Source organism: Actinorugispora endophytica (genome assembly GCF_004363075.1).
GTDB classification, from domain to species: Bacteria; Actinomycetota; Actinomycetes; order Streptosporangiales; family Streptosporangiaceae; genus Actinorugispora; species Actinorugispora endophytica.
Genome location: NZ_SNYN01000030.1, coordinates 1 through 19,951, shown reverse-complemented (window position 1 = coordinate 19,951; position 19,951 = coordinate 1). Strand labels below are relative to the sequence as shown.

20 protein-coding genes are annotated in these 19,951 nt (G+C 70.7%); 9 read left to right on the top strand and 11 right to left on the bottom strand.

Features of this window, described 5'->3' with window-relative positions; translation table 11 throughout:
- Positions 1 to 33 precede the first annotated feature (33 nt).
- The 6 genes from EV190_RS21590 to EV190_RS21565 form a co-directional block, all read right to left on the bottom strand.
- The gene (locus EV190_RS21590) at positions 34 to 792 is read right to left on the bottom strand and encodes an NADH-quinone oxidoreductase subunit C (RefSeq protein WP_133743439.1); all 759 of its coding nucleotides are present in this window, start codon (positions 790 to 792) and stop codon (positions 34 to 36) included.
- Entirely contained in the window at positions 789 to 1,346 is a 558-nt protein-coding gene (locus EV190_RS21585) for a NuoB/complex I 20 kDa subunit family protein (protein WP_133743438.1), read from the bottom strand. Before EV190_RS21585 ends, EV190_RS21590 begins: the two co-directional genes overlap by 4 nt.
- Positions 1,347 to 1,420: 74 nt before the next feature.
- Positions 1,421 to 1,780: an NADH-quinone oxidoreductase subunit A gene (locus EV190_RS21580; protein WP_133743437.1), complete on the bottom strand. Its 360-nt coding sequence runs from the start codon at positions 1,778 to 1,780 to the stop codon at positions 1,421 to 1,423.
- Between the two features lie 85 nt (positions 1,781 to 1,865).
- Positions 1,866 to 3,176 carry a geranylgeranyl reductase family protein gene (locus EV190_RS21575; RefSeq protein WP_133743436.1) on the bottom strand — a complete coding sequence of 437 codons (1,311 nt, stop codon included), beginning with the start codon at positions 3,174 to 3,176 and terminating at the stop codon, positions 1,866 to 1,868.
- A 462-nt stretch (positions 3,177 to 3,638) separates the two neighbouring features.
- A complete protein-coding gene (locus tag EV190_RS21570; protein WP_133743435.1) occupies positions 3,639 to 4,349 on the bottom strand; it encodes a demethylmenaquinone methyltransferase in 711 nt (236 codons plus the stop codon).
- Positions 4,350 to 4,624: 275 nt separating this feature from the next.
- Positions 4,625 to 4,942: a DUF4229 domain-containing protein gene (locus tag EV190_RS21565; RefSeq protein WP_133743434.1), complete on the bottom strand. Its 318-nt coding sequence runs from the start codon at positions 4,940 to 4,942 to the stop codon at positions 4,625 to 4,627.
- A 397-nt stretch (positions 4,943 to 5,339) separates the two neighbouring features.
- Between EV190_RS21565 and EV190_RS21560 the strand changes: the two genes are divergently transcribed.
- Together EV190_RS21560 and EV190_RS21555 are read left to right on the top strand one after the other, a co-directional pair.
- The gene (locus EV190_RS21560) at positions 5,340 to 5,540 is read left to right on the top strand and encodes a BldC family transcriptional regulator (protein ID WP_133743433.1); all 201 of its coding nucleotides are present in this window, start codon (positions 5,340 to 5,342) and stop codon (positions 5,538 to 5,540) included.
- A 115-nt stretch (positions 5,541 to 5,655) separates the two neighbouring features.
- On the top strand, positions 5,656 to 6,003 hold the full coding sequence (locus tag EV190_RS21555; RefSeq protein WP_133743432.1) for a PLDc N-terminal domain-containing protein: 348 nt from the start codon (positions 5,656 to 5,658) through the stop codon (positions 6,001 to 6,003).
- A gap of 184 nt (positions 6,004 to 6,187) precedes the next feature.
- Here the strand turns inward: EV190_RS21555 and metG are convergent, their stop codons facing one another.
- A complete protein-coding gene (gene metG / locus EV190_RS21550; RefSeq protein ID WP_133743431.1) occupies positions 6,188 to 7,708 on the bottom strand; it encodes a methionine--tRNA ligase in 1,521 nt (506 codons plus the stop codon).
- Between the two features lie 391 nt (positions 7,709 to 8,099).
- Between metG and EV190_RS21545 the strand changes: the two genes are divergently transcribed.
- From EV190_RS21545 to EV190_RS21535, 3 genes are all read left to right on the top strand, one after another.
- Positions 8,100 to 8,489, top strand: a complete 390-nt coding sequence (locus EV190_RS21545) for a hypothetical protein (RefSeq protein ID WP_133743430.1) — start codon at positions 8,100 to 8,102, stop codon at positions 8,487 to 8,489.
- A 124-nt stretch (positions 8,490 to 8,613) separates the two neighbouring features.
- Entirely contained in the window at positions 8,614 to 11,313 is a 2,700-nt protein-coding gene (gene secD, locus EV190_RS21540; protein WP_394345547.1) for a protein translocase subunit SecD, read from the top strand.
- A 163-nt stretch (positions 11,314 to 11,476) separates the two neighbouring features.
- The gene (locus tag EV190_RS21535; protein ID WP_243742717.1) at positions 11,477 to 12,229 is read left to right on the top strand and encodes a ZIP family metal transporter; all 753 of its coding nucleotides are present in this window, start codon (positions 11,477 to 11,479) and stop codon (positions 12,227 to 12,229) included.
- Positions 12,230 to 12,265: 36 nt separating this feature from the next.
- On the opposite strand, the gene rsmI is transcribed toward EV190_RS21535, so the two are convergent.
- On the bottom strand, positions 12,266 to 13,123 hold the full coding sequence (gene rsmI, locus EV190_RS21530) for a 16S rRNA (cytidine(1402)-2'-O)-methyltransferase (protein WP_133743428.1): 858 nt from the start codon (positions 13,121 to 13,123) through the stop codon (positions 12,266 to 12,268).
- Between the two features lie 427 nt (positions 13,124 to 13,550).
- Between rsmI and EV190_RS21525 the strand changes: the two genes are divergently transcribed.
- Both EV190_RS21525 and EV190_RS21520 read left to right on the top strand, forming a co-directional pair.
- The gene (locus tag EV190_RS21525) at positions 13,551 to 15,377 is read left to right on the top strand and encodes a dolichyl-phosphate-mannose--protein mannosyltransferase (protein WP_133743427.1); all 1,827 of its coding nucleotides are present in this window, start codon (positions 13,551 to 13,553) and stop codon (positions 15,375 to 15,377) included.
- Positions 15,378 to 15,674: 297 nt separating this feature from the next.
- Positions 15,675 to 15,878, top strand: a complete 204-nt coding sequence (locus EV190_RS21520) for a cold-shock protein (RefSeq protein ID WP_133743426.1) — start codon at positions 15,675 to 15,677, stop codon at positions 15,876 to 15,878.
- Between the two features lie 10 nt (positions 15,879 to 15,888).
- Here the strand turns inward: EV190_RS21520 and EV190_RS21515 are convergent, their stop codons facing one another.
- Positions 15,889 to 16,800, bottom strand: coding sequence for an ion transporter (locus EV190_RS21515; protein WP_133743425.1), 912 nt, complete (start codon positions 16,798 to 16,800; stop codon positions 15,889 to 15,891).
- Between the two features lie 144 nt (positions 16,801 to 16,944).
- On the opposite strand from EV190_RS21515, the gene EV190_RS21510 reads away from it, so the two are divergent.
- Together EV190_RS21510 and EV190_RS21505 are read left to right on the top strand one after the other, a co-directional pair.
- Positions 16,945 to 17,754: a phosphatase PAP2 family protein gene (locus EV190_RS21510; RefSeq protein ID WP_243742716.1), complete on the top strand. Its 810-nt coding sequence runs from the start codon at positions 16,945 to 16,947 to the stop codon at positions 17,752 to 17,754.
- Between the two features lie 42 nt (positions 17,755 to 17,796).
- Positions 17,797 to 18,120 carry a sec-independent translocase gene (locus EV190_RS21505; protein ID WP_133743424.1) on the top strand — a complete coding sequence of 108 codons (324 nt, stop codon included), beginning with the start codon at positions 17,797 to 17,799 and terminating at the stop codon, positions 18,118 to 18,120.
- Positions 18,121 to 18,144: 24 nt separating this feature from the next.
- On the opposite strand, the gene EV190_RS21500 is transcribed toward EV190_RS21505, so the two are convergent.
- Together EV190_RS21500 and EV190_RS21495 are read right to left on the bottom strand one after the other, a co-directional pair.
- A complete protein-coding gene (locus tag EV190_RS21500) occupies positions 18,145 to 18,684 on the bottom strand; it encodes a transcriptional regulator (protein ID WP_133743423.1) in 540 nt (179 codons plus the stop codon).
- 321 nt (positions 18,685 to 19,005) lie between these two features.
- Positions 19,006 to 19,236: a hypothetical protein gene (locus EV190_RS21495; protein ID WP_133743422.1), complete on the bottom strand. Its 231-nt coding sequence runs from the start codon at positions 19,234 to 19,236 to the stop codon at positions 19,006 to 19,008.
- Positions 19,237 to 19,951 lie beyond the last annotated feature (715 nt).

The following is a 19,951-nucleotide window of genomic DNA, read 5'->3' as shown; positions in this document are numbered from 1 at the left end:
CTCCCCTCCTCGCAACGTGGGTGTCAGTGGGGGTCACGCGTACGACCTCCGCTCGTCCGGCGGGGGGATCTTGGCTCCCCGGTACTCGACCGGGATCCCGCCCAGGGGGTAGTCCTTGCGCTGCGGGTGGCCGTGCCAGTCGTCGGGCATCTGGATCCGGGTGAGCGCGGGGTGGCCGTCGAAGACGATCCCGAAGAAGTCCCAGGCCTCGCGTTCGTGCCAGTCGTTCGTGGGGTAGACGGCCACGATCGAGGGGATGTGCGGGTCCTCGTCGGAGCAGGCCACCTCGACGCGGATCTCGCGGTTGTGCGTGATCGAGCGCATCTCGTAGACGGCGTGAAGCTCGCGCCCGGTGTCGCTGGGGTAGTGGACGCCGTTGACGCCCAGGCACAGCTCGAAGCGCAGGGCCGGGTCGTCGCGCAGCCGGGTCACCACGTCGAGCAGGTACTCCCGCCGGACGTGGAAGGTGATCTCGCCGCGGTCCACGACGACCCGCTCGACCGCGTCGCCGAACGACGTGTCGACCTCCTTGAGGGAGCGCTCCAGCGCGTCGGCCACCTGGTCGAAGGAGGCGGTGCGGGGGTCGTCCTCGTCGGTGTAGGGCCGCTCGGTCCGGGACTGCGCCGGGCGGTAGACCCGGAGCCCCCCGTAGCCCGAGGTGTCGCCGGAGCTCCTGGCGCCGAACATGCCCTTGCGGGCCACCGGCGAGTCCAGGCGTTCCCGCCCCCTCTCCGCGGGGAGATTTTCTCCTTCGGATAGGTTAGGCTTGCCTTCATGATTGGCGGAGGTCACTGCGCGGCCCCCCCGGTCTGCTCGACCAGCGGGAGCATGCGCATCCGCCGCCGGTCGAGTTCCTCGATCTCACGTTCGCGGTGCGCTCCGAGCTTGGTGTTCTGGACCTTGTCGTGCAGCTTGAGCACGGCGTCCAGCAGCATCTCGGGGCGCGGCGGGCAGCCCGGGAGGTAGATGTCCACAGGAACGATGTGGTCGACGCCCTGGACGATGGCGTAGTTGTTGAACATGCCGCCGCTGGAGGCGCAGACGCCCATGGCGATGACCCACTTCGGCTCGGACATCTGGTCGTAGATCGTGCGCAGGACGGGCGCCATCTTCTGGCTCACCCGGCCGGCAACGATCATCAGGTCGGCCTGGCGGGGTGTGGCCGAGAAGCGCTCCATGCCGAAGCGGGCGATGTCGTAGCGCGGGCCGCCGGCCGACATCATCTCGATGGCGCAGCAGGCCAGGCCGAACGTCGCGGGCCACATGGACGTCTTGCGCACGAAGCCGACGACCTGCTCGACCGTGGTCAGCAGGATCCCGCTGGGAAGTTTCTCCTCGATTCCCATCAGGCGAACCCCCTTTCCGGTTCTTCGATCTCAATGGGACGACTGGTGGGGCTCATACGCGGGTCGTTCACGGGTCAGTCCCATTCGAGACCGCCGCGACGCCACTCGTAGGCGTAGGCGATCGAGACGTTGGCGAGGAAGAGGACCATCGCGACCAGGCCGAACATCCCGAGCGCGTCGAGGTGCACCGCCCACGGCACGAGGAAGATGACCTCGATGTCGAAGACGATGAAGAGCATCGCCGTCAGGTAGTACTTGATCGTGAACCGGCCGCCGCCCACCGGCTGGGGGGTGGGGTCGATGCCGCATTCGTAGGCCTGCAGCTTGGTGCGGTTGTAGCGCTTGGGGCCCGCCAGCGCTCCGACGACCATGGAGAGCACCACGAAGGCGGCGCCGATACCGCCGAGCACGAAGATGGGTGTGTACAGCTCCATCGGCTAGCCGTTCCCTTGTGGTTCTGCGCGGAAGAAGTTCATGCCATACCGTCCTCGCGGGGTTGCGTCTCGTCACCGTGCCCGGTCAGGCGGCGGGCGCGATCTTGGACAGGCCGTTGATGACCCGGTCCATCGCGTCGCCGTGGCTGGGTTCGGTGAGGTTGGCCAGCAGCTTGAGGGTGAAGCGCATCAGGAGCGGCTGCGGAAGGCCGTACTTGGTCGCGTACTTCATGAACTCGGCGTTGCCGATCATCTTCACGAAGTAGCGGCCGAGCGTGTAGTAGCCGCCGTAGGTGTCCCGCAGGATCTCCGGGTAGCGCAGCAGGGTGCGCTCGCGGGTCTGCCGGGTGGGGCGGCTGAGTGCCTGGACGACCACGTCCGCGGCGATCTGCCCGGCCTCCATCGCGTAGGCGATGCCCTCGCCGTTGAAGGGGTTGACCATTCCGCCGGCGTCGCCGACCAGCATCAGGCCGCGCGCGTAGTGCGGGGTCCGGTTGAAGCCCATCGGCAGCGCGGCGCCGCGGATCGGCCCCTGCTGGTTCTCCTCGGTGTAGCCCCACTCCTCGGGCATGCTCCGGGTCCAGCGCTTGAGCAGCTCCCGGTAGTCCACCTTCTGGAAGGACGCGGTGGAGTTGAGGATGCCCAGGCCCACGTTGCTGGTGCCGTCGCCGACGCCGAAGACCCAGCCGTAGCCGGGGAGCAGGACGTCCTTGCCGCCGCTGGAGTCCCACAGCTCCAGCCAGGACTCCAGGTAGTCGTCGTCGTGCCGGGGGCTGGTGAAGTAGGTGCGCACCGCCACGCCCATCGGGCGGTCGTCGCGCTTGCGCACGCCCATCGCCACCGAGAGGCGGGAGGAGTTGCCGTCGGCCGCCAGCACCAGGGGCGCGCGGAAGTGCGTGGTCTCGCCGTCGGCGTTCCTGGCGCGGACCCCGACGATGCGGTTGCTGCGCTCGTCGATGACGGGCTCGGTGACGTTGGTGCGCTCCAGCAGCCGGGCCCCGGCCGCGACCGCCTGCCTGACCAGGATCTCGTCGAAGTCGTGGCGGGTGCGGACCAGGCCGAACCCCGGGTACTCGGCCAGATCGGGCCAGGGCAGCTCCAGGCGGACACCCCCGCCGATGATCCGCAGCCCGCGGTTCCGGATCCAGGCCTTGTCCTCGAGGGAGACGCCCATGGACACGAGCTGCCTGACGGCGCGCGGGGTGAGCCCGTCTCCGCAGACCTTCTCGCGCGGGAAGGCGGTCTTCTCCAGGAGGAGGACGTCGACTCCGGCCTGCGCGAGGTAGTAGGCGGCCGTGCAGCCGGCGGGTCCCGCGCCGACGATGATGACATCGGCCTCGTTCGCGGGGGTCCCAACGGCTACGGACGTCGATGGGGTCGGTGCTGTCTGGCTCACGAATGGTCCTGACTGCTCGGCGCGGCGTTGCGCTGGCGGCGTGAGGGAGGTCACGCCTGTGGCTGCGTTCGGTGCGGGATATAACTCGCCCTCTTGTGAAGTGCTTCACAAGGTTTTGGCTCGCAGTCTAGACCTTTCGCCCCCGGGGAGCGACCCCCGCCCCGCCCTCGCCCCATTCGGGGGATTTGCCTGCTATCAAGGGGTTTTAAAGAACAGATGAAGGGATATATAAGGAGGTTTGCCCGTTTCATCCCAAAAAGGCCCGAAGGCTTGTCGGGCGCGCAAAAAGTCCCATAAAACAGACATTCGACATCCAATACCCCAAGTGGACGGCGGCTCCGACGCCCTGTCCCAGCCTCCCGCAGCCCCGAAAAATCTTCTGGAATCCCGGTGGCGGACACGCGAAAGCGCACGGTGGGTGACCACCGTGCGCTCGGAGTGACAGTCTTTTCGGGTGTCCGGTCAGCCCTCGCGGTACCCCCGGTGCAGGGCCACCACGCCGAGGGTGAGGTTGCGCCAGGCCACCCTCGACCAGCCCGCCGCCTGGAGCCGCCCGGCCAGGGCGGGCTGGTCCGGCCAGGCCGCGATGGACTCCGACAGGTAGGCGTAGGCGCCGGGGTCGTTGCCGAAGCCGCGCGCCACGAGCGGCAGCCCGACCTCCATCCCCCTGCCGAGGAGCCGGTCCAGGACCGGGACCGGGAGGTGGCTGAACTCGCAGATGACCAGCCGCCCGCCGACCCGGGTGACCCGCCGCAGCTCCGCCAGCGCCTGGTCCACGTCGTTGACGTTGCGCAGGCCGAAGGAGATGGTGACCGCGTCGAAGGTCTCGTCGGCGAACGGCAGGCGCAGCGCGTCCCCCGCCACCACGGTGACCCCGCGGCTGGAGGCGCCGCCCCGGCGCTCGGCCCCGACCTGGAGCATGCCGAGCGAGAAATCGCAGGCGACGACCCGCGCGCCCTTGGCGGTGAAGGACTCCGAGGAGGTCCCGGTCCCGGCGGCCAGGTCGAGCACGAGCTCGCCGCTGTAGGCGTCGACGGCGCCCACGACGGCGCGGCGCCAGCGGCGGTCCTGGCCCGCGGAGAGCACGTCGTTGAGAAGGTCGTATCGTCCCGCGATGGCGTCGAACATCGCGGCGACGTCCCGGGGGTTCTTGTCCAGCTCGGCACGGGTCATGCCGTCCAGCCTAAAGCGGCCGGACACCGGTCAGAACCGGTTTCCCCACCGCACGGACGGCGTTCTCCGCCCGAACCCCCGCCCAGGGGACGTCTCCGCGTGTGAACGCGCGCGAGCACACGGTGACCGAAAGAACGGGGGCGACAGAACGCTCGGGGGCCGCCCCGGAACCCCGGCCGTACGCGCGGCCGGAGGGGCGCTCCTGGCCGCGGCTACCACGCGCGGCTCCGGACACTCCCGCCGGGGTGGGCCGACCGGGGGCCCGGACGGTCCCGTCATCGCTCGGCGGCGTCGGCGCGGGGCTCCTCCGCCGGAGGCTCCGCGTCGCCGGGGGCGTCCGCTTCCACCTGGTCCTCCTTTGCCGCGCCCTCCTCGAACCGGCCCCCGACACCGCGCTTCCGGTCCATCGCCTCGGTGATCGCGGCGGACATCGCGTCGCGCCGCTTGGAAAGCAGAACGAAACTCACCAGGCCGCTGACCAGGAAAGCGATGATGATCGCGAGCAGTTCTCGGGCGCCGAGCAGGTAGACCACCCCATAGGTGGCCGCGAAGAGCAGGAGACGGGCCGCGGTATAGGCGATGACGTTGCGCATGAAACTGCCTCACAACGGGCGAGTCGACGAATAGATTAGGAGGCAGCGACGCGCGAGACCGCGATTCAGGTCACCGCCGGCGTGCTCCGAGGCATCCCCTGGAACGCCCGGGCGCACGCATCGCCCCTCCTCACAGGGTACGGGCCGGCTTTCCGGGGCGGTGACCGCCCCACCCGCGCGACGCCGGTCCGATGTCCGGACACGAACCTGGTTCCGGTCACCTCGGAGTCACCGCGAGACGACCGATCGAAACCAGGGTCACGTTCCGGTCACATCTGGCCGAGTCGACATCCGTTCCTCCCTATTTTCCGAAAACTAGGGAGGAAACGGACTAACTCGTGCACACTAGGGGATCAAACACCCGCCGTGAATTCCGGGGCGGGAGCGAAGGGGGATAGTGAAGGTGGAAAGAGGAAGCGAACGCTTGCTGACCCCCGGAGAGGTTGCCTCTCTCTTCCGGGTCGACCCCAAGACGGTGACCCGCTGGGCTGCCTCTGGACGGATCAGCAGCATACGAACGCCCGGCGGGCACCGCCGGTTCCGGGAGTCCGAGGTCCGGGCACTGCTGCACGGGGAGGTCACCGAGCCCTCGCACTGAGCGGGGTCCACGGCTTCCCACCGCGTCCGACACGGACCACCGGTCACGCCGAGCGCGCTCGACCGGGTTCTCGCCCCCCGCACGTACGGGACGTCTCCCCGGATAGGCTGGAAGCATGGTGTGGCTCGCTGGCCTGATTACGCTGCTCACGATTGTGCTCTGGGTGTACGCGTTCTTCGACGCGCTCACCTGCCCCTCTGAGGAAGTCCGCAACCTTCCCAAGGTGCTCTGGATGATCATCATCATCGTCTTCGTGGTGGTCGGTCCGTTGCTCTGGCTCTTCCTCGGTCGTCCCCGTGCCCCCGCCACAGCGGCTACCTCCGCTCCCGTGGCGGCTGCCTCCGCCGACCACCTGGACCCCTCGGATTTCCAGCACCCGTCCGGACGTCAGCGTCCTCTCGGCCCGGATGACGACCCCGAGTTCCTGCGGCGGCTCGACAAGCGCATCGACCCCGAGAACTGAGCACACGGCGAGGGCCCCGCCCAGGGATGGGGGCGGGGCCCTCGCCTCCCTCGGCGATCTTGACCTTTTCGGGGTCTCAACAGCTTCCGAGACCCCGAAAAGGTCAAGATCGCCGAGAAAACCGGGGGCGGCCCCCGTAGTACGGGGGCCGCCCCCGGTCCAGGCGGGAACAGCGGGCGGAGGCTCAGTCCTCCGCCGTCGCCAGTTCCAGTCGGCGGAAGATCGGGGCCGGGGCGGTGACCCGGTCGCCTCCGTGGCCGGTCTGCTCGAGGATCCTGGCCGCCGACTCGGGGAGGAACGGCACCAGCAGGTCGCCGAGCACCCGGCAGGTCTCCACGAGTTCGGCGAGCACCCCGTCCAGCGTCTCGGGGACCGCGCCCTCTTTCTTCTCCGCCTTGGCCAGCGTCCACGGGGTGGCGGCCTCGACGAAGCGGTTGCCCTCGTTGCCGAGCTGGGTGATGACCTCCGCGGCCTTGCGGAAGTCGAACGCGGCGACCTCCGCGTCCAGCCGGGCGCCCGCCTCGGCGCGGACCCGGCGCAGGTCGGCCGACAGCGCGGTCTCCCCGGGCAGCGCCGGAACCGCGCCGCCCCGGTACTTGTTGACCATGGACACCGTGCGGTTGACCAGGTTGCCGATGTTGTTGGCCAGGTCCTCGTTGTTGCGGGCGACCAGGCGCTCGTCGGTGTAGTCGGTGTCGCCCGTGAGCGCGACGTCGCGCAGCATCCACCAGCGCATGGCGTCGGTGCCGAACCTCTCGGCGAGCTCGCCGGGGTCGGCGGCGTTGCCCTCAGACTTGCTGATCTTCCTGCCGCCGGCGGTCAGGTACTCGTGCACGAAGACCGTGGAGGGCAGCTGGATCCCCGCCGAGAGCAGCATGGCGGGCCAGTACACCGCGTGGAAGCGGATGATTCCCTTGCCGATGACGTGGACGCGCTCGTCGCTGTCGGTCCACCAGTGCGCGAAGTTCTTCTCGTCGCTGCCGTAGCCGGGTGCCGTGATGTAGTTGGCGAGCGCGTCGTACCAGACGTAGACGACCTGGTCCGGCTGTCCCGGCACGGGGATGCCCCAGCCGCGGGCCCGCTCCATGCTGCGCGAGACGCTGAAGTCCTCCAGGCCGGACTCGATGAACGACAGCACCTCGCGCTTGCGGTGGGCGGGCTCGATCCTGAGGCGGTCGCTGGAGATCAGCTCGATCAGCTGGTCCTGGTAGCGGCTCAGCCGGAAGAACCAGTTGTTCTCCTCGACCAGGTCGGGCCGCACGCGGTGCTCGGGACACAGCCCCTCGACGAGCTCGTCCTCGGTGTAGAACTGCTCGCAGCCGTAGCAGTACAGGCCCGTGTAGCTCTTGGTGTAGAAGTCGCCGCGCTCGGCGCAGGCCGCCCAGAGCTTCTCCACCCCGGGGCGGTGCCGGGGGTCCGAACTGGTCTTGATGAAGTCGTCGAAGGACAGGTTGAGGGCCCTGCCCAGGCTCAGGAAGCCCTGCGCCACCTGCTCGACGTACTCCTGCGGGCTCACGCCCGCGGCCTCGGCGCTCTGCACGTTCTTCAGCGCGTTGTCGTCGGTGCCGGTCTGCGCGCGCACCTCGTCCCCGCGGTGCCTGCGGTAACGGGCCAGGAAGTCGGTCTCGACCAGCTCCAGGGCGTGGCCCACGTGCGGTTTGCCGTTCACGTAGGGAATGGCGGTCATGACGAAATAGCGACTCATGCGAACCTTTCCGCCCCACTGACACCCGGGCCGAGGAGGCACCGGCTGGGGCCTCCTCAAGCGTTGGATCAGGGCACGCGCGGGAGGCCGGAGAACATCGTCATCCGGCTCGGCATCATGGCCGTGCGCACCCGCTGCATGCCCCCAATGCTACCCCCGTTGCCGCTCCCCGGGCGCTCCCCGGGCGCTCGCCGGAACCGGGCCCGCGCCCGGCCGATCCTTTGCCCTCGGCCGGGCATGGTCCGGCGGTCGGCGGGGGTTGGTGCTGTTGGGGGTTCCCAGCGGCCCCGGGGGTGGTTCCGCCTCTCTTCCCGCACTCCTATTCCGCTCCTCGCGCGGATAGGGTGTGTGGCCGTAACCCGTTGCAGCCCGTCGCGAACCCGTGAGGAAGGTGGTCACCACGGTCTCCCGTGCCCTGGCCGCGCTCCTGGCCGCGATGCTGGTGCTCCTGTGCGCTCCCTCGGTCGCCGCGCAGGACCGCGAGGACGCGCCCGCGCGCTCCGGCCGGACCTCCTCCGCGGGGCTCTGGCCGCACGCGGTCGCGGGCCCCGTGAGCGACTCCTTCTCGATCGCCCTGGCCCTGGCCAAGTGGAGCGGGGAGCAGCAGCGCGCGGTCCCGCGCGACCTGCCCGACGGGTACACCCCTCCACCGGTCTCGGCTCCCGGGCCGGGCCACGCGTGGGGACGGGTTCCGCCGCCGGAATCGGGGCCGCCGCCCGACGCCGCGCCCGACTCCGGCCTGCCACCGGGCCGTGCGCCTCCGCTCACGACGCTCACCTGATCCCCCTGACGGCGGGCACCCACCCGCCGCCCCCTTTTCTTCACGTCGTGAGAGGTCTTCCGTCTTGTCCACTTCACCGGGGTCCGGGGCGCGCTGGACGCGCGCCATCGTATCCCTGCTCATCATGGTCGGCGCGTTCGCCGCCGGCTGGTTCATGCCACCGCACCTGGGGCTCGACCTCAGCGGCGGCACCCAGATCGTCCTGGAGACCCAGGACGGCGAGGACGGCACCGAGGCCAACGCCGAGAACACCGACAAGGTCGTCGAGGTCCTTCGCAACCGCATCGACTCCCTCGGTGTCAGCGAGGCGACGATGTCGCGCTCCGGAGAGAACCGGATCATCGTCGAACTGCCCGGCGTGCAGGACCCGACCGAGGCGGCCGAGATCATCGGGCAGACCGCCCAGCTGACCTTCCACCCCGTCCTGGGCGTGTCCGCCGCCGGCGGGACGACCGGGATGGGCGACTTCGCCAACGCGCCCGCCGACGAGGCCAACCCGCCCGCCGACGCCACCGCCGAGGAGGGCGCCGAAGGGGGCGGTGAGAGCCTCTCCGAGGAGGACCTCCAGGCCCTGCTCGGCGGCCAGGACACCGGCGGCGCGGGCACGGCCCCCCCGAGCCAGGAGGCCGCGAACCCCGAGGACGTCGCGCTGACGCTCCCCGACGAACAGGGAAACCAGCTCCAGCTGGGCGCGGCCGCCATCAAGGGCGACCAGGTCGGCGGCGCCGAGGCCGCGCTGGACGAGTTCCAGACCAGCTGGCTGGTCAACGTCGAGTTCCGCGGTGACGGCCGCGACGCCTGGCAGGAGCTGACCGGCCAGGCCGCCTGCAACGAGATGAGCACCCCGCAGCGGCGGGTCGCGATCGTCCTGGACAACGAGGTCATCTCCTCCCCCGAGGTCGTCGCCGAGGTCGCCTGCGACGTCGGCATGACCGGCGGGCGCACCTCCATCACCGGCAGCTTCGACCAGGAGAGCGCCAACGACCTGGCCGTCCTGATCGAGGGCGGCTCGCTGCCGCTGCCCGTCGAGGAGGTGCAGCGCCAGACGGTCGGACCGACCCTGGGCGCCGAGGCCATCGAGGCCAGCTTCATCGCGGGCGGGATCGGCATCCTGCTGACCGCCGCCTACATCACCTTCGCCTACCGCTTCGCGGGCTTCCTGGCCTCGATCGCGCTGCTGTGCTACACCGCGATCGCCTACGCCGCGCTGGTGGCGCTGGACGCCACGCTCACGCTGCCCGGTCTGGCCGGTTTCGTGCTGGCCATCGGTATGGCGATCGACGCGAACGTGCTGATCTTCGAACGGGCGCGCGAGGAGTACCAGCGCCAGGAGAAGGTCTACGCGGCCAACAAGTCGGCCGGCATGGCGGACGCCAGCGAGAAGGAGCAGGACGAGGCCGCGGTCGGCGTCCTGACCCGACGGCGCCGCCGCGCGATCCCGCCGAGCCTGCTCAAGTCGTTCACGACCGGCACCCAGAAGGCGTGGAGCGCCGTCCTGGACACGAACATCACCACGCTCATCGCGGCCGGTCTGCTGTTCTTCCTGGCTTCGGGCACCGTCCAGGGCTTCGGTGTGACGCTGGGCCTGGGCACGCTGGCGTCGATGATCTCGGCGCTGCTCATCGCGCGCGTTCTGATGGAGTGGGCGATCGTCCGCAGCACCCCGGCCCGGCGCCTGTGGCTCATCGCCGCGGCCGCCCTGGTCGTGGCGCTGGTGGCGGTGCTGTCCGACGGTCTCGACCCGGACAACCCGCTGCTTCTCGTGGCGGGGGCCCTGGCGGTCCTGGCGGCGTCCGTCGCCGTCGTCCCGCTGATCGTGCGCAAGTACCCGGGCAGCAGCGGTATCGCCAGGGTCAGCGCGGTCCGCGCGTGGCTGGTCAAGACCAACCCCGACCTGATGAAGCGCAGCACCCTGTGGCTGGGCGTCAGCGCGGCCATCGCGATCGTCGCGATCATCGGCGTGTTCGTGCGCCCGCCGAACTACGGTGTGGAGTTCACCGGCGGCCGGGTCATGGACTTCACCGTCAGCGAACCGGTCAGCGCCGACCAGGCGCGCGAGATCGTCGCGGACGCGGGCTTCCCCGAAGCGGTCGTCCAGGAGTCCGGGGACAGCGGCATCTCGGTGCGCACCGGCCAGATCTCCGACGCCGAGGCCACCGAGATCGAGCGGTCGCTCGCCGACGAGGGCGGCGACGTCGTTCGGTCCAGCGACGAGAAGATCGGCCCGAGCATGGGCGACGAGCTCCGCAACAAGGCGCTGATCGCGCTGATCGGGGCGCTCGTGCTGCAGATGGGGTACCTCGCCTGGCGGTTCCGCTGGTCGTTCGGCCTGTCCACGATGGTCGCGCTGGCCTTCGACATCGTGGTGGTGGTCGGCCTGTTCGCCTGGCTGGGCAAGCCGATCGACGGCGTGTTCCTCGCCGCGATCCTGAGCGTCATCGGCTTCTCGGTGAACGACTCGGTGGTGGTCTTCGACCGCGTCCGCGACGAGTGGGCGCACGACACCAAGTCGCCGTTCTCCAGGATCGCCAACACGGCGGTCCTGCACACGCTGCCGCGAACGGTGAACTCCGGTATCGGCGGGATCTTCATCCTGGCCACGCTCGCGATCTTCGGCGGGTCCTCGCTGACGGACTTCTCGATCGCGATGCTGGTGGGTCTGGTCTCGGGGATGTTCTCCACGGTCTTCGTGGGGACGCCGCTGTCGATCTGGCTGCACAAGTACGACAGGACCGCGGCTCCGCACGTGGTCAAGGAGCGCAAGACCAAGCAGCGCAAGGAGCTGCGCACCGTCCGCGAGGAGACCGACGGCGCGATCGTCTAGAGGCGTCCGGAGGATCTCTCCGGGCGCTCCGCCCGGGCGGAGCGGAGGGGGCGGGGACACGGTGTCCCCGCCCCCTCCGCGTTTCCCGCCCCCGACGGCTCCGCGGCACGCGCGGGTGTGCGCGGGCCCACGCGGGGCAGTACAACCGCCGACGGAGGTGGCGATGCTGCCGGTGTGGCTGGAAGCGGGCCTGTGGGGTCTTGTCGGCGGCGGCGCGCTCGTGCTCGGCGCGGCGGTCGCCTGGCTGGCGCGGGTGCCCCGGTGGCTCGTCGCGGCGGTCATGGCCTTCGGCTCGGGGGTGCTCCTCTCCGCGCTGGCCTTCGACCTGGTCGACGAGGCGGAGCGCACCGGGGGGCTGGCCCCGACCGCGGTCGGCTTCCTCGGCGGGGCGGTCGCCTACGTGGCGGTCAACGCCGCGCTGGCCGGCCGCGGCGCCCGGCACCGCAAGCGCTCCGGGGGACAGCAGCCGTCCGAGGAGGACTCCCGGGGCAGCGGCGCCGCCATCGCCGTCGGGGCCCTGCTCGACGGCGTCCCCGAGTCGGTGGTGCTCGGCCTCTCCCTGCTCGACGGCGGCGTCGGGGTCCCGGTCCTCATGGCGGTCTTCATCTCCAACGTCCCCGAGGGCCTGTCCAGCGCCGCGGGGATGAAGCGGGCCGGCCGCGGCGCGCGGTACGTCTTCGGGGTCTGGGGCGGCATCGCGCTCGCCTGCGGCCTGGCCGCCCTGGTGGGCTGCCTCGCCCTCCAGGACGCTCCACCGGCCCTGGTCGCGCTCATCACCGCCGTCGCCGCGGGCGCGATCCTGGCCATGATCGCCGACACGATGATCCCCGAGGCGTTCGAGCGCGCCCACGTCCTCACGGGGCTCATCGCCACCGTGGGGTTCCTGCTGGCCTTCACGGTCGAACGCCTGGGATAGGGACTGGAGGCGCTCGCCGAGTCGGCCGGGCGCTCCCTACTTGTGCACCGCGTCGTAGACCTCGCGCTTGGGCAGGCCGCGCTCCCTGGCCACCTCCTGGATGGCCTGCCTGCGCGGTACCCCCGACTCCTCGCGCGCGGCGACGGCCTCGGCCAGGTCCTCGGGGTCGCGGCTGACCACCGGCTCCCCGGCGCCCTCCACCACCAGCGTGATCTCCCCGCGCACCTGGCCGCCCGCCCACTCGGCGAGTTCGGCCAGGCCGCCGCGGCGGATCTCCTCGTACGTCTTGGTGAGCTCGCGGCACACCGCGCCCCGGCGGTCCGGGCCGAACGCCTCGGCCATCGCGGCGAGCGTGGCGGCCACCCGGTGCGGGGACTCGAAGAAGACCATGGTGCGGCGCTCGTCCGCGAGTCCGGCGAAGTGCGCCGCCAGGCCCTTCCGGGGCGGGAAGCCCTCGAAGCAGAAGCGGTCGGTGGGCAGGCCCGACAGCACCAGGGCGGTGGTGACCGCCGACGGCCCGGGGATCGCGGTGATCGGCACGTCGGCCGCCACGCACGCGGTGACCAGGCGGTATCCGGGGTCCGAGACTCCGGGCATGCCCGCGTCGGTGACCACGAGCACGTCGTGCCCGGCCAGCAGGTCGGCCAGCAGCTCCTCGGCGCGGCGGCGCTCGTTGGCGTCGTAGTAGGACACGATCCGGGCCCCGGCCTCCCCGCCGAGCCGGATGCCCAGCCTGGCCGCGAACTGGCGCAGCCGCCGGGTGTCCTCGGCCGCGATGATGCCGGTTCCCTCCAGCGCCGCCCGCAGCCGGGGCGGGGTGTCGTCGCGGTGCCCGATCGGCAGGCCCGCCAGGACCAGCGTCCCCGGCCCCGTCCCGTTCTCCTGGTCGGCCACCTGGTCTCCTCCGTACGTTCCGTCCCTGTGGGGACGGTGGTTCAGATGCTTTCTCCGCGCGGATCCGGTCGGGATTCCGATGATTCGGTCACTCCCGGTCCCCGCCTCCCACCCTTTTTCGCTCTAGTATGGCCGCGGTGGCGCTGCCGCCCCGACGAGCGGACCGGGAACCCGGCTTTCCCCTCTCCGTGACTTTCCGGCGCGGCGCCCAGACACTGCGCGATCCGGCGCGGCCGCGAGCCCGACGGCCGTCCGTGCGGGTTCTCAACCCAGTCCATCAGGCGTTCTCCGGTTCCGTCCGCCCGGCCCCGGGCGGAGTGCGGAACCCGGCGGTCCGCGGGCGGCGCCCCGGGCCGGGCCAACGGAAAGGAGTCGGCGTCTCCCTGGCGCACCGACGCGCTCCAGGGACGTAGTCGCCACCAAGCGCATGACCACCACAGTCCTCCCCGACGAGGTTCCCCCCGCTCCCTCGAACAGACCGTCGCTGCGTTCCCGGCTGGTTCCGGCGATGCCCGCCCCCGCGTGGGTGGGATGGGTGGCCGCGCTGGTCGTGGCGGCGTTCGCCGGCGCGCTGCGCTTCATCCGGCTCGGCGACCCGGCCCAGGTCTACTTCGACGAGACCTACTACGCCAAGGACGCCTTCGGGCTGCGCGAGTACGGCGCCGAGCACGAGACGCTGGAGAACGCCGACGCGCTGCTGGCCCAGGGCCTGCACGAGATCTTCACCGGAGGCGGCGACTTCGTCGTGCACCCGCCGCTGGGCAAGTGGCTGATCGCCGCGGGCGACAGCGCGTGGGGGCTGCTGCCGTTCGGCGAGGTCATGACGCCGACGGGCTGGCGGCTGGCGGCGGCTCTGTTCGGCACGCTGTCGGTGCTGCTGCTGGTCCGCATCGCGCTGCGGATGACCCGATCCGTACTGCTGGGCGCCTCCGCCGGGCTGATCATGGCGCTGGACGGCCTGCACTTCACCATGAGCCGCATCGCCATGGTGGACATCTTCCTGACCTTCCTGATCCTGGCCGGGTTCGGCTGCCTGGTGATCGACCGCGACCGGACCAGGGCGCGGCTGGCCGCGGCCACCGAGGCCGGGCTCGGCACGGTGAACGGGGTGGCCGTGGCCTGGTGGGAGACGCTCTCCGGCGTGTCGGCGCGGCTGGCCCGCGGCGCGGACCCCGCCTACGGCGGGGACGGTCCCTACGAGCCCTCCCCCAAGCCCTGGGCCCGGGTGACGGCGCGGCTGGCCGCGGCCGCCGCCGACCGCCTGGACACCGCGCGCTCGGCCGACCGGATCGCGGTCCGCTGGCTGGGGGTGCGCTGGTGGCGGATCGCCGCGGGCGTGTGCCTGGGGCTGGCGTGCGGCACCAAGTGGTCGGCGCTGTTCTTCGTCGCCGCGTTCGGGCTGCTCACCGTGGCCTGGGACTACGGGGCCCGGCGCAGCGTCGGGCAGCGTCGGGCGGGCCCGCGCTGGCTGGTCGTCGACGCGGTCCCCGCGTTCTTCCAGACCGTCGGCGTTGGAGCCGTGTTCTACCTGGCGACGTGGAGCGGCTGGCTGCTCGGCCCCAACGGGTGGGGCCGGGACTGGAGCCTGGAGAACCCCACCGCCCTCACCGCGGCGCTTCCCTCGCCGTTGCGCCCTGTCGTGGACGCGCTGCGGAGCCTGTGGGAGTACCACTGGCAGATATGGAACTTCCACAGCGGGCTGTCCGCCGACCACGACTACGCCTCGCGGCCGTGGGAGTGGATCGTCATGCGCACGCCGGTGGCCTTCTACTACGACGGGGACACGACGGAGTGCGGGGCCTCGTCCTGCTCCAGCGCGATCCTGAGCCTCGGCACCCCGGCCGTGTGGTGGTTGTCCATCCCGGCCTGCCTGGTGCTGCTGGGCTGGTGGGTGACCTACCGGGACTGGCGCGCGGGCGCGGTGCTGCTGGGCGTGGCCGCCGGATGGCTTCCGTGGTTCGCCTACCCCGACCGCACCATGTTCGCCTTCTACGCGCTGCCGATGCTGCCGTTCCTGGTGCTGGCGCTCGTGCTGACGCTGGGTTTGCTGATGGGCCCCGACGTGGACCACCGGGATTTCTCACTGCGGTCCCGAATCATCGGCGGGGTGGTCTACGGAGTCGTTCTGCTGCTGGTCATCGCCAACTTCGCTTACCTGTATCCGGTGCTGAGCGCGGAGGTCATTCCGTACGAGGAATGGGCGGATCGAATGTGGTTCTCGACCTGGATCTACGGCAACGGCGGTCCCGGGTGACCATACGCTTACCCGCCCTTTACCACCCCATTCGGCCTGGGCGAATACCGTGAACACCACCCGACATATCAGGACTTCCATGCCGGATTTTCCTGCCCGGAAACTCTCTACAATCCGGGGAGCCTGCTGGTAGTCTCAGGCACTGGTTGCGGTTGTAGTTTCCATGGATGCCCAAGGCGCCTCGCGGAACTTCACGTGGGCGCTGGTCGTTTCGGTAGTTCGACTCCCGGGGACGGGCGCTCAGCAACCCGAGACCAGCAGGGTGCGGTCTCGTTGTAGTCCCCAAAGGGAGAGCAGATGGCTCAGGGCACCGTGAAGTGGTTCAACTCTGAGAAGGGTTTCGGGTTCATCGCCGTTGACGGCGGCGGCCCCGACGTGTTCGTTCACTACTCGGCGATCGCGGGTGCCGGCTTCCGGAACCTGGAAGAGAACCAGGCGGTCGAGTTCGAGATCACGCAGGGGCCCAAGGGCCCCCAGGCCTCCGAGGTCCGGGCGCTCTGACGCACCGGGACTAACGTCGCCTGTTTCGTTTCTCGGCCCTTCGCTCCTTCCGAGCGGAGGGCTTTTTCGTGTCCGGCCCCGCCGCGTCGCGCGTCTTCTCGCCGGGACTGCCGCCGAGCACCCCGACCTGCTCGGACAGGGCGGCGACCTGGCTGCTGAGCTGCTCCAGCCGCAGCATGACCGCCTGGTGCTGCTCCAGCTCCACCTCCTGGTCCTCTTCCCAGCGCTCGGCGTTGACCTCCTCCTCCATCGAGGTCACGATCACGCCGATGATGAGGTTGAGCACGATGAAGGCGCTGATCACGATGAAGACGACGAAGAAGATCCAGGCGTAGGGGGCGTCCTCGATCACCGAGTCGGAGATGTCCGGCCAGTTCTCCGTGGTCAGGAGCATGAACAGGGTGTACAGCGTGGTGCCGAGGTTCCCGAAGTAGTCGGGGGAGATCCGCCCGAACAACTTCTCCCCCATGACCGCGGCGGTGTACATGACCACGAACAGCAGCCCTATGACGGTGCCCAGGCCCGGCACGGAGCGGAACAGCGCGTTGACGATCTCCCGCATGTTGGGAATGACGCTGATCAGCCGGAGCAGGCGCAGGACCCGCATCAGCCGCAGCACCGAGAAGCTCCCGGTCAGCGGGATCAGGGCGACCCCCACCACGAACAGGTCGAACCAGTTCCAGCCGTCCCTGAAGAAGGACCAGCCGCGCGCGAACATCTTGAGCGCCAGCTCCATGGCGAAGAAGCCCACGAAGAGGCTCTCGATGAGCAGGAAGCGCTCGTGCAGGAACGAGAACCGGCCCTCGTAGGTCTCCAGGCCCAGCGTGATCCCGTTGAGCACGATCACGGCGATGACGGTGTTCTGGAACCACCGCGACTCGACGAACCCGGCCACACGTCCACGTAGGCTCTGGCTCGCCACCCGACTCCTCCCGCAACCCGCCCGCGTCCCCCGGACACCCTAACGTGCGCCGGCGCGGCCTCTCCGGGCGTGCCCCGGGCTCCCCTCCCGCCATCGGATCCCTAAGCTGAGGGGCGTCGAGCCGATCCGTGGAAAGGGCGGACAGTGACGCAGTACCGGACCGCCTCCCGCGACTCGTCCGCCGCCCGGCTCCGGCCGTTCGCGACCTGGCTGGCCGCGGTGTGCGCGGCGCTGGCCGCCGTGACCTGGCAGGTACTGGTCAAGGGGCCGCTGACCGCGCCCGACTGGCCGGTCCACGCGTTCGTCGACCCGCGCCAACCCGACGGCCCCCTGCTGTGGGCGGCGGTGGCCGTGGCCAGAATGGGCCAGCGCCTGGTGACGGTTCCGCCCCTGGTGGCCCTGGGCCTCTGGGTGACGCTGCTCAGGCGCGACGCGCGGCCGCTTCTGGCGGTGCTGGCGGGGCTGGGCTCGCTCGCGGTCGTGGGCACGCTGCTGAAGGTGGCCACCGGGCGCACCCCTCCGGTGGTCGGGGTGGACGTCGTCACACCGGGCCTGGCCAACGTCCTGGACTGGACGGCCGCCGCCGTCGTCCCGGGCGCCGCAGCGTTCGAGGGATACGTCTCCTTCCCGTCGGGGCACTCGGCGAACGCCGCTCTCACCTATCCGCTGGTGGCGTGGCTGCTGTTCGGCGCCAACGGGCTTCGCCCGGACCCGCGCCGGCTGCGGGCGGCGCTGTGGGCCGCCCTCTTGCCCGTGGCCGCCGTGGGCGCGATGATGACCCTGCTGGACTACCACTGGGCCAGCGAGACGCTCGGCGGCTGGCTGCTGGGCGCCTGCGTGCTGCTGGTGGCCAGGCTGGTGCTGGGGCGCGGGGACACCGGCGCGGTCGCGGCGGGGTCCGCCCCCGAGCGGTGGCGCGGGGGACCGGCGGGGGCGCCGGGCGGAACCGGTTAACCTGCTGAGTGACTGGATCGTCGGGTCGCTGGAGGAGAACGCATGTTCAACATCGGGGCGGGTGAGTTCCTCGTTCTGGGGCTCCTCGCGCTCCTGGTCTTCGGCCCGGACCAGCTTCCCAAGGCCGCCGCGCAGGCGGGGCGGGCGCTGCGGCAGCTGCGCCGGCTCGCCGACAGCGCCAAGAACGACATCCGCGACGGCCTGGGCCCCGAGTACAAGGACTTCGACGTCCAGGACCTCAACCCCAAGCGGTTCGTGCAGAAGCACTTCTGGGACGAGTCCGACGACGAGGACGAGCGGACCCCGCTGAGCGTCTCCGCCCGCCTCAACGGCCGCCGCCCCCCCTTCGACCCCGAGGCCACCTAGCCCCGCGTCCGCTCCTCCCGTTGGTCAGCCGAGCATGAGCAGGATCACCAGGCCGACGGACATGACGGCCGCCGAGCCCGCGACGATCAGGAGAGGGCTCACCGTCGCCACGAGCAGTTCGACGGCGAGGGTCCCGGTGATGAGCGCGACGGCCCACGGCCAGCGGGGCGCGGGCTCCCAGTCGTTGGCGCGCTCCCGTTGGATCGTCACCAGTGTCCCGGCTCCGAGGGCGAGCCAGAACAGCACGTGCCCGGCCATGCGCGCGCCGACCGGAAGGGAGGCCGCGGCGCTGGCCGAGATCATCACGTACAGCGCGGTCCAGACCACCAGGCCCCAGTTCCCCTTGGGCCGTTCGGGGCGGATGGTCTTCAGTCGCGCGGGGGTGGTCCGCCTGAAGTTCTCCCGTAGTTCCGGATCGGGCTCCTGGAGCTCGTCCGGTTCCCGCGGGGTCTCCGAGGCCTCCTCGCCGTCCGGGTCCGCCAGGCGGCCCTGGGGCTCCTCGGCGAAGTAGTACCCGCCTTCGTCCTGCTGCTCCTCGGGCCTGTGGTCGGGCCTGTCGGTCACGTCGGTCCTCCCGTTCACCGGCCGCGCCGGGCGGAACCGGAGCGGAGGCGGGACCGCACGGGTCCCGCCTCCTGTCGTCCGCGTGCCGCTCGCGCCGCGTCGTCGCCTATGAACATGACCCGAAGTCGCGTCCGCCAATCCTGCGCGGCGCGCCGGGTCCGGGGGAACGCGCACGGCGTCCCCCTCGGGGGGTCCTTGTTGGTCTTGGCGTTAGCGGGGCCGCGTCCGCGTTCTGACCCCGCTAACGTCAGGGCCAACAAGGAGGGATCGGTGCCCGGTCCGCGCGGACCGGGCACCGGGCCGCGAGGGCGTGCCGGGCTTCTACCACCAGCTCCAGCCGGGGCCGCTGAGGGTCTTGACCTCGTCGCCGCCTTCGCCGTCGTCCACCAGCAGGTCCGCGAGGCTTTCGGAGATGCCGGTGACCGTGTCGGCCATGTACCAGCTCCAGCCGCCCTTGAGTTCGGTGCCGACCGTGTCGGCCGACGCCGCTCCGGCAGTACCGAGGACAGCCACGGCCGTTATCGCGGCCGCGGCGCAGATCTTCTTGAACACAACGCACCCTTCAGTCGTAACGCGAGTCCATCCCCGTGTCACAAGATGACGTATCAGTCACGGGGCGCACAATACCCGGAAGGGCCCAATTTCAGCGATTGCCGCTATAACGAGATTTGCCGCCCGGGATCACCCTATTCCGCGAACCGGACCTGCGGCGACCAAACCGCTCCAAAAAACCCCGTCATCTGGCAATCAATCGTCGAGCTTCGGCCGAACCGCCCCAAGTCGGTACGGATCCCCTACAGCATAAGGGTTCCGGGGTTCTCCCCGCTCCCCGCCGGCCCTCCGCGATCAACTGGAGAATGAACAGCTGGTCACCCCGTTGAATCGTTCCCACTTCTTCGACGTGAACGGGGGATCACCCTCTGCCAGCAGTTCGAACCGGTCTGTGCCCGCGGAAGGGCGACCACTGGGCGGGTAACGCGGCTCCGGGCGGCGGGGCCGCGCCCCCGCCGCCCGCGACGACTAGGGAAGCTCCGGCGCGGGGGTGGTTCGGCGTGCCGGTGCTTCGGGGGGTCTTTCGGCCGCACGCCACGCGGATCGCGAGGTCACGGCGGACGGCGACGGCGGGTGAGGGCCGGGGCCGCGCTCATCATGTCCGTCGCGTGAGGGGTCCGTTGACGGTCGTGGGGGGGGGGGGCCGCCCCCCCCCCCCCCCCGGGCGGACCACCCCCCCCCCCCAAAAAACACCCCCGGCCCCCGGACACCCCCG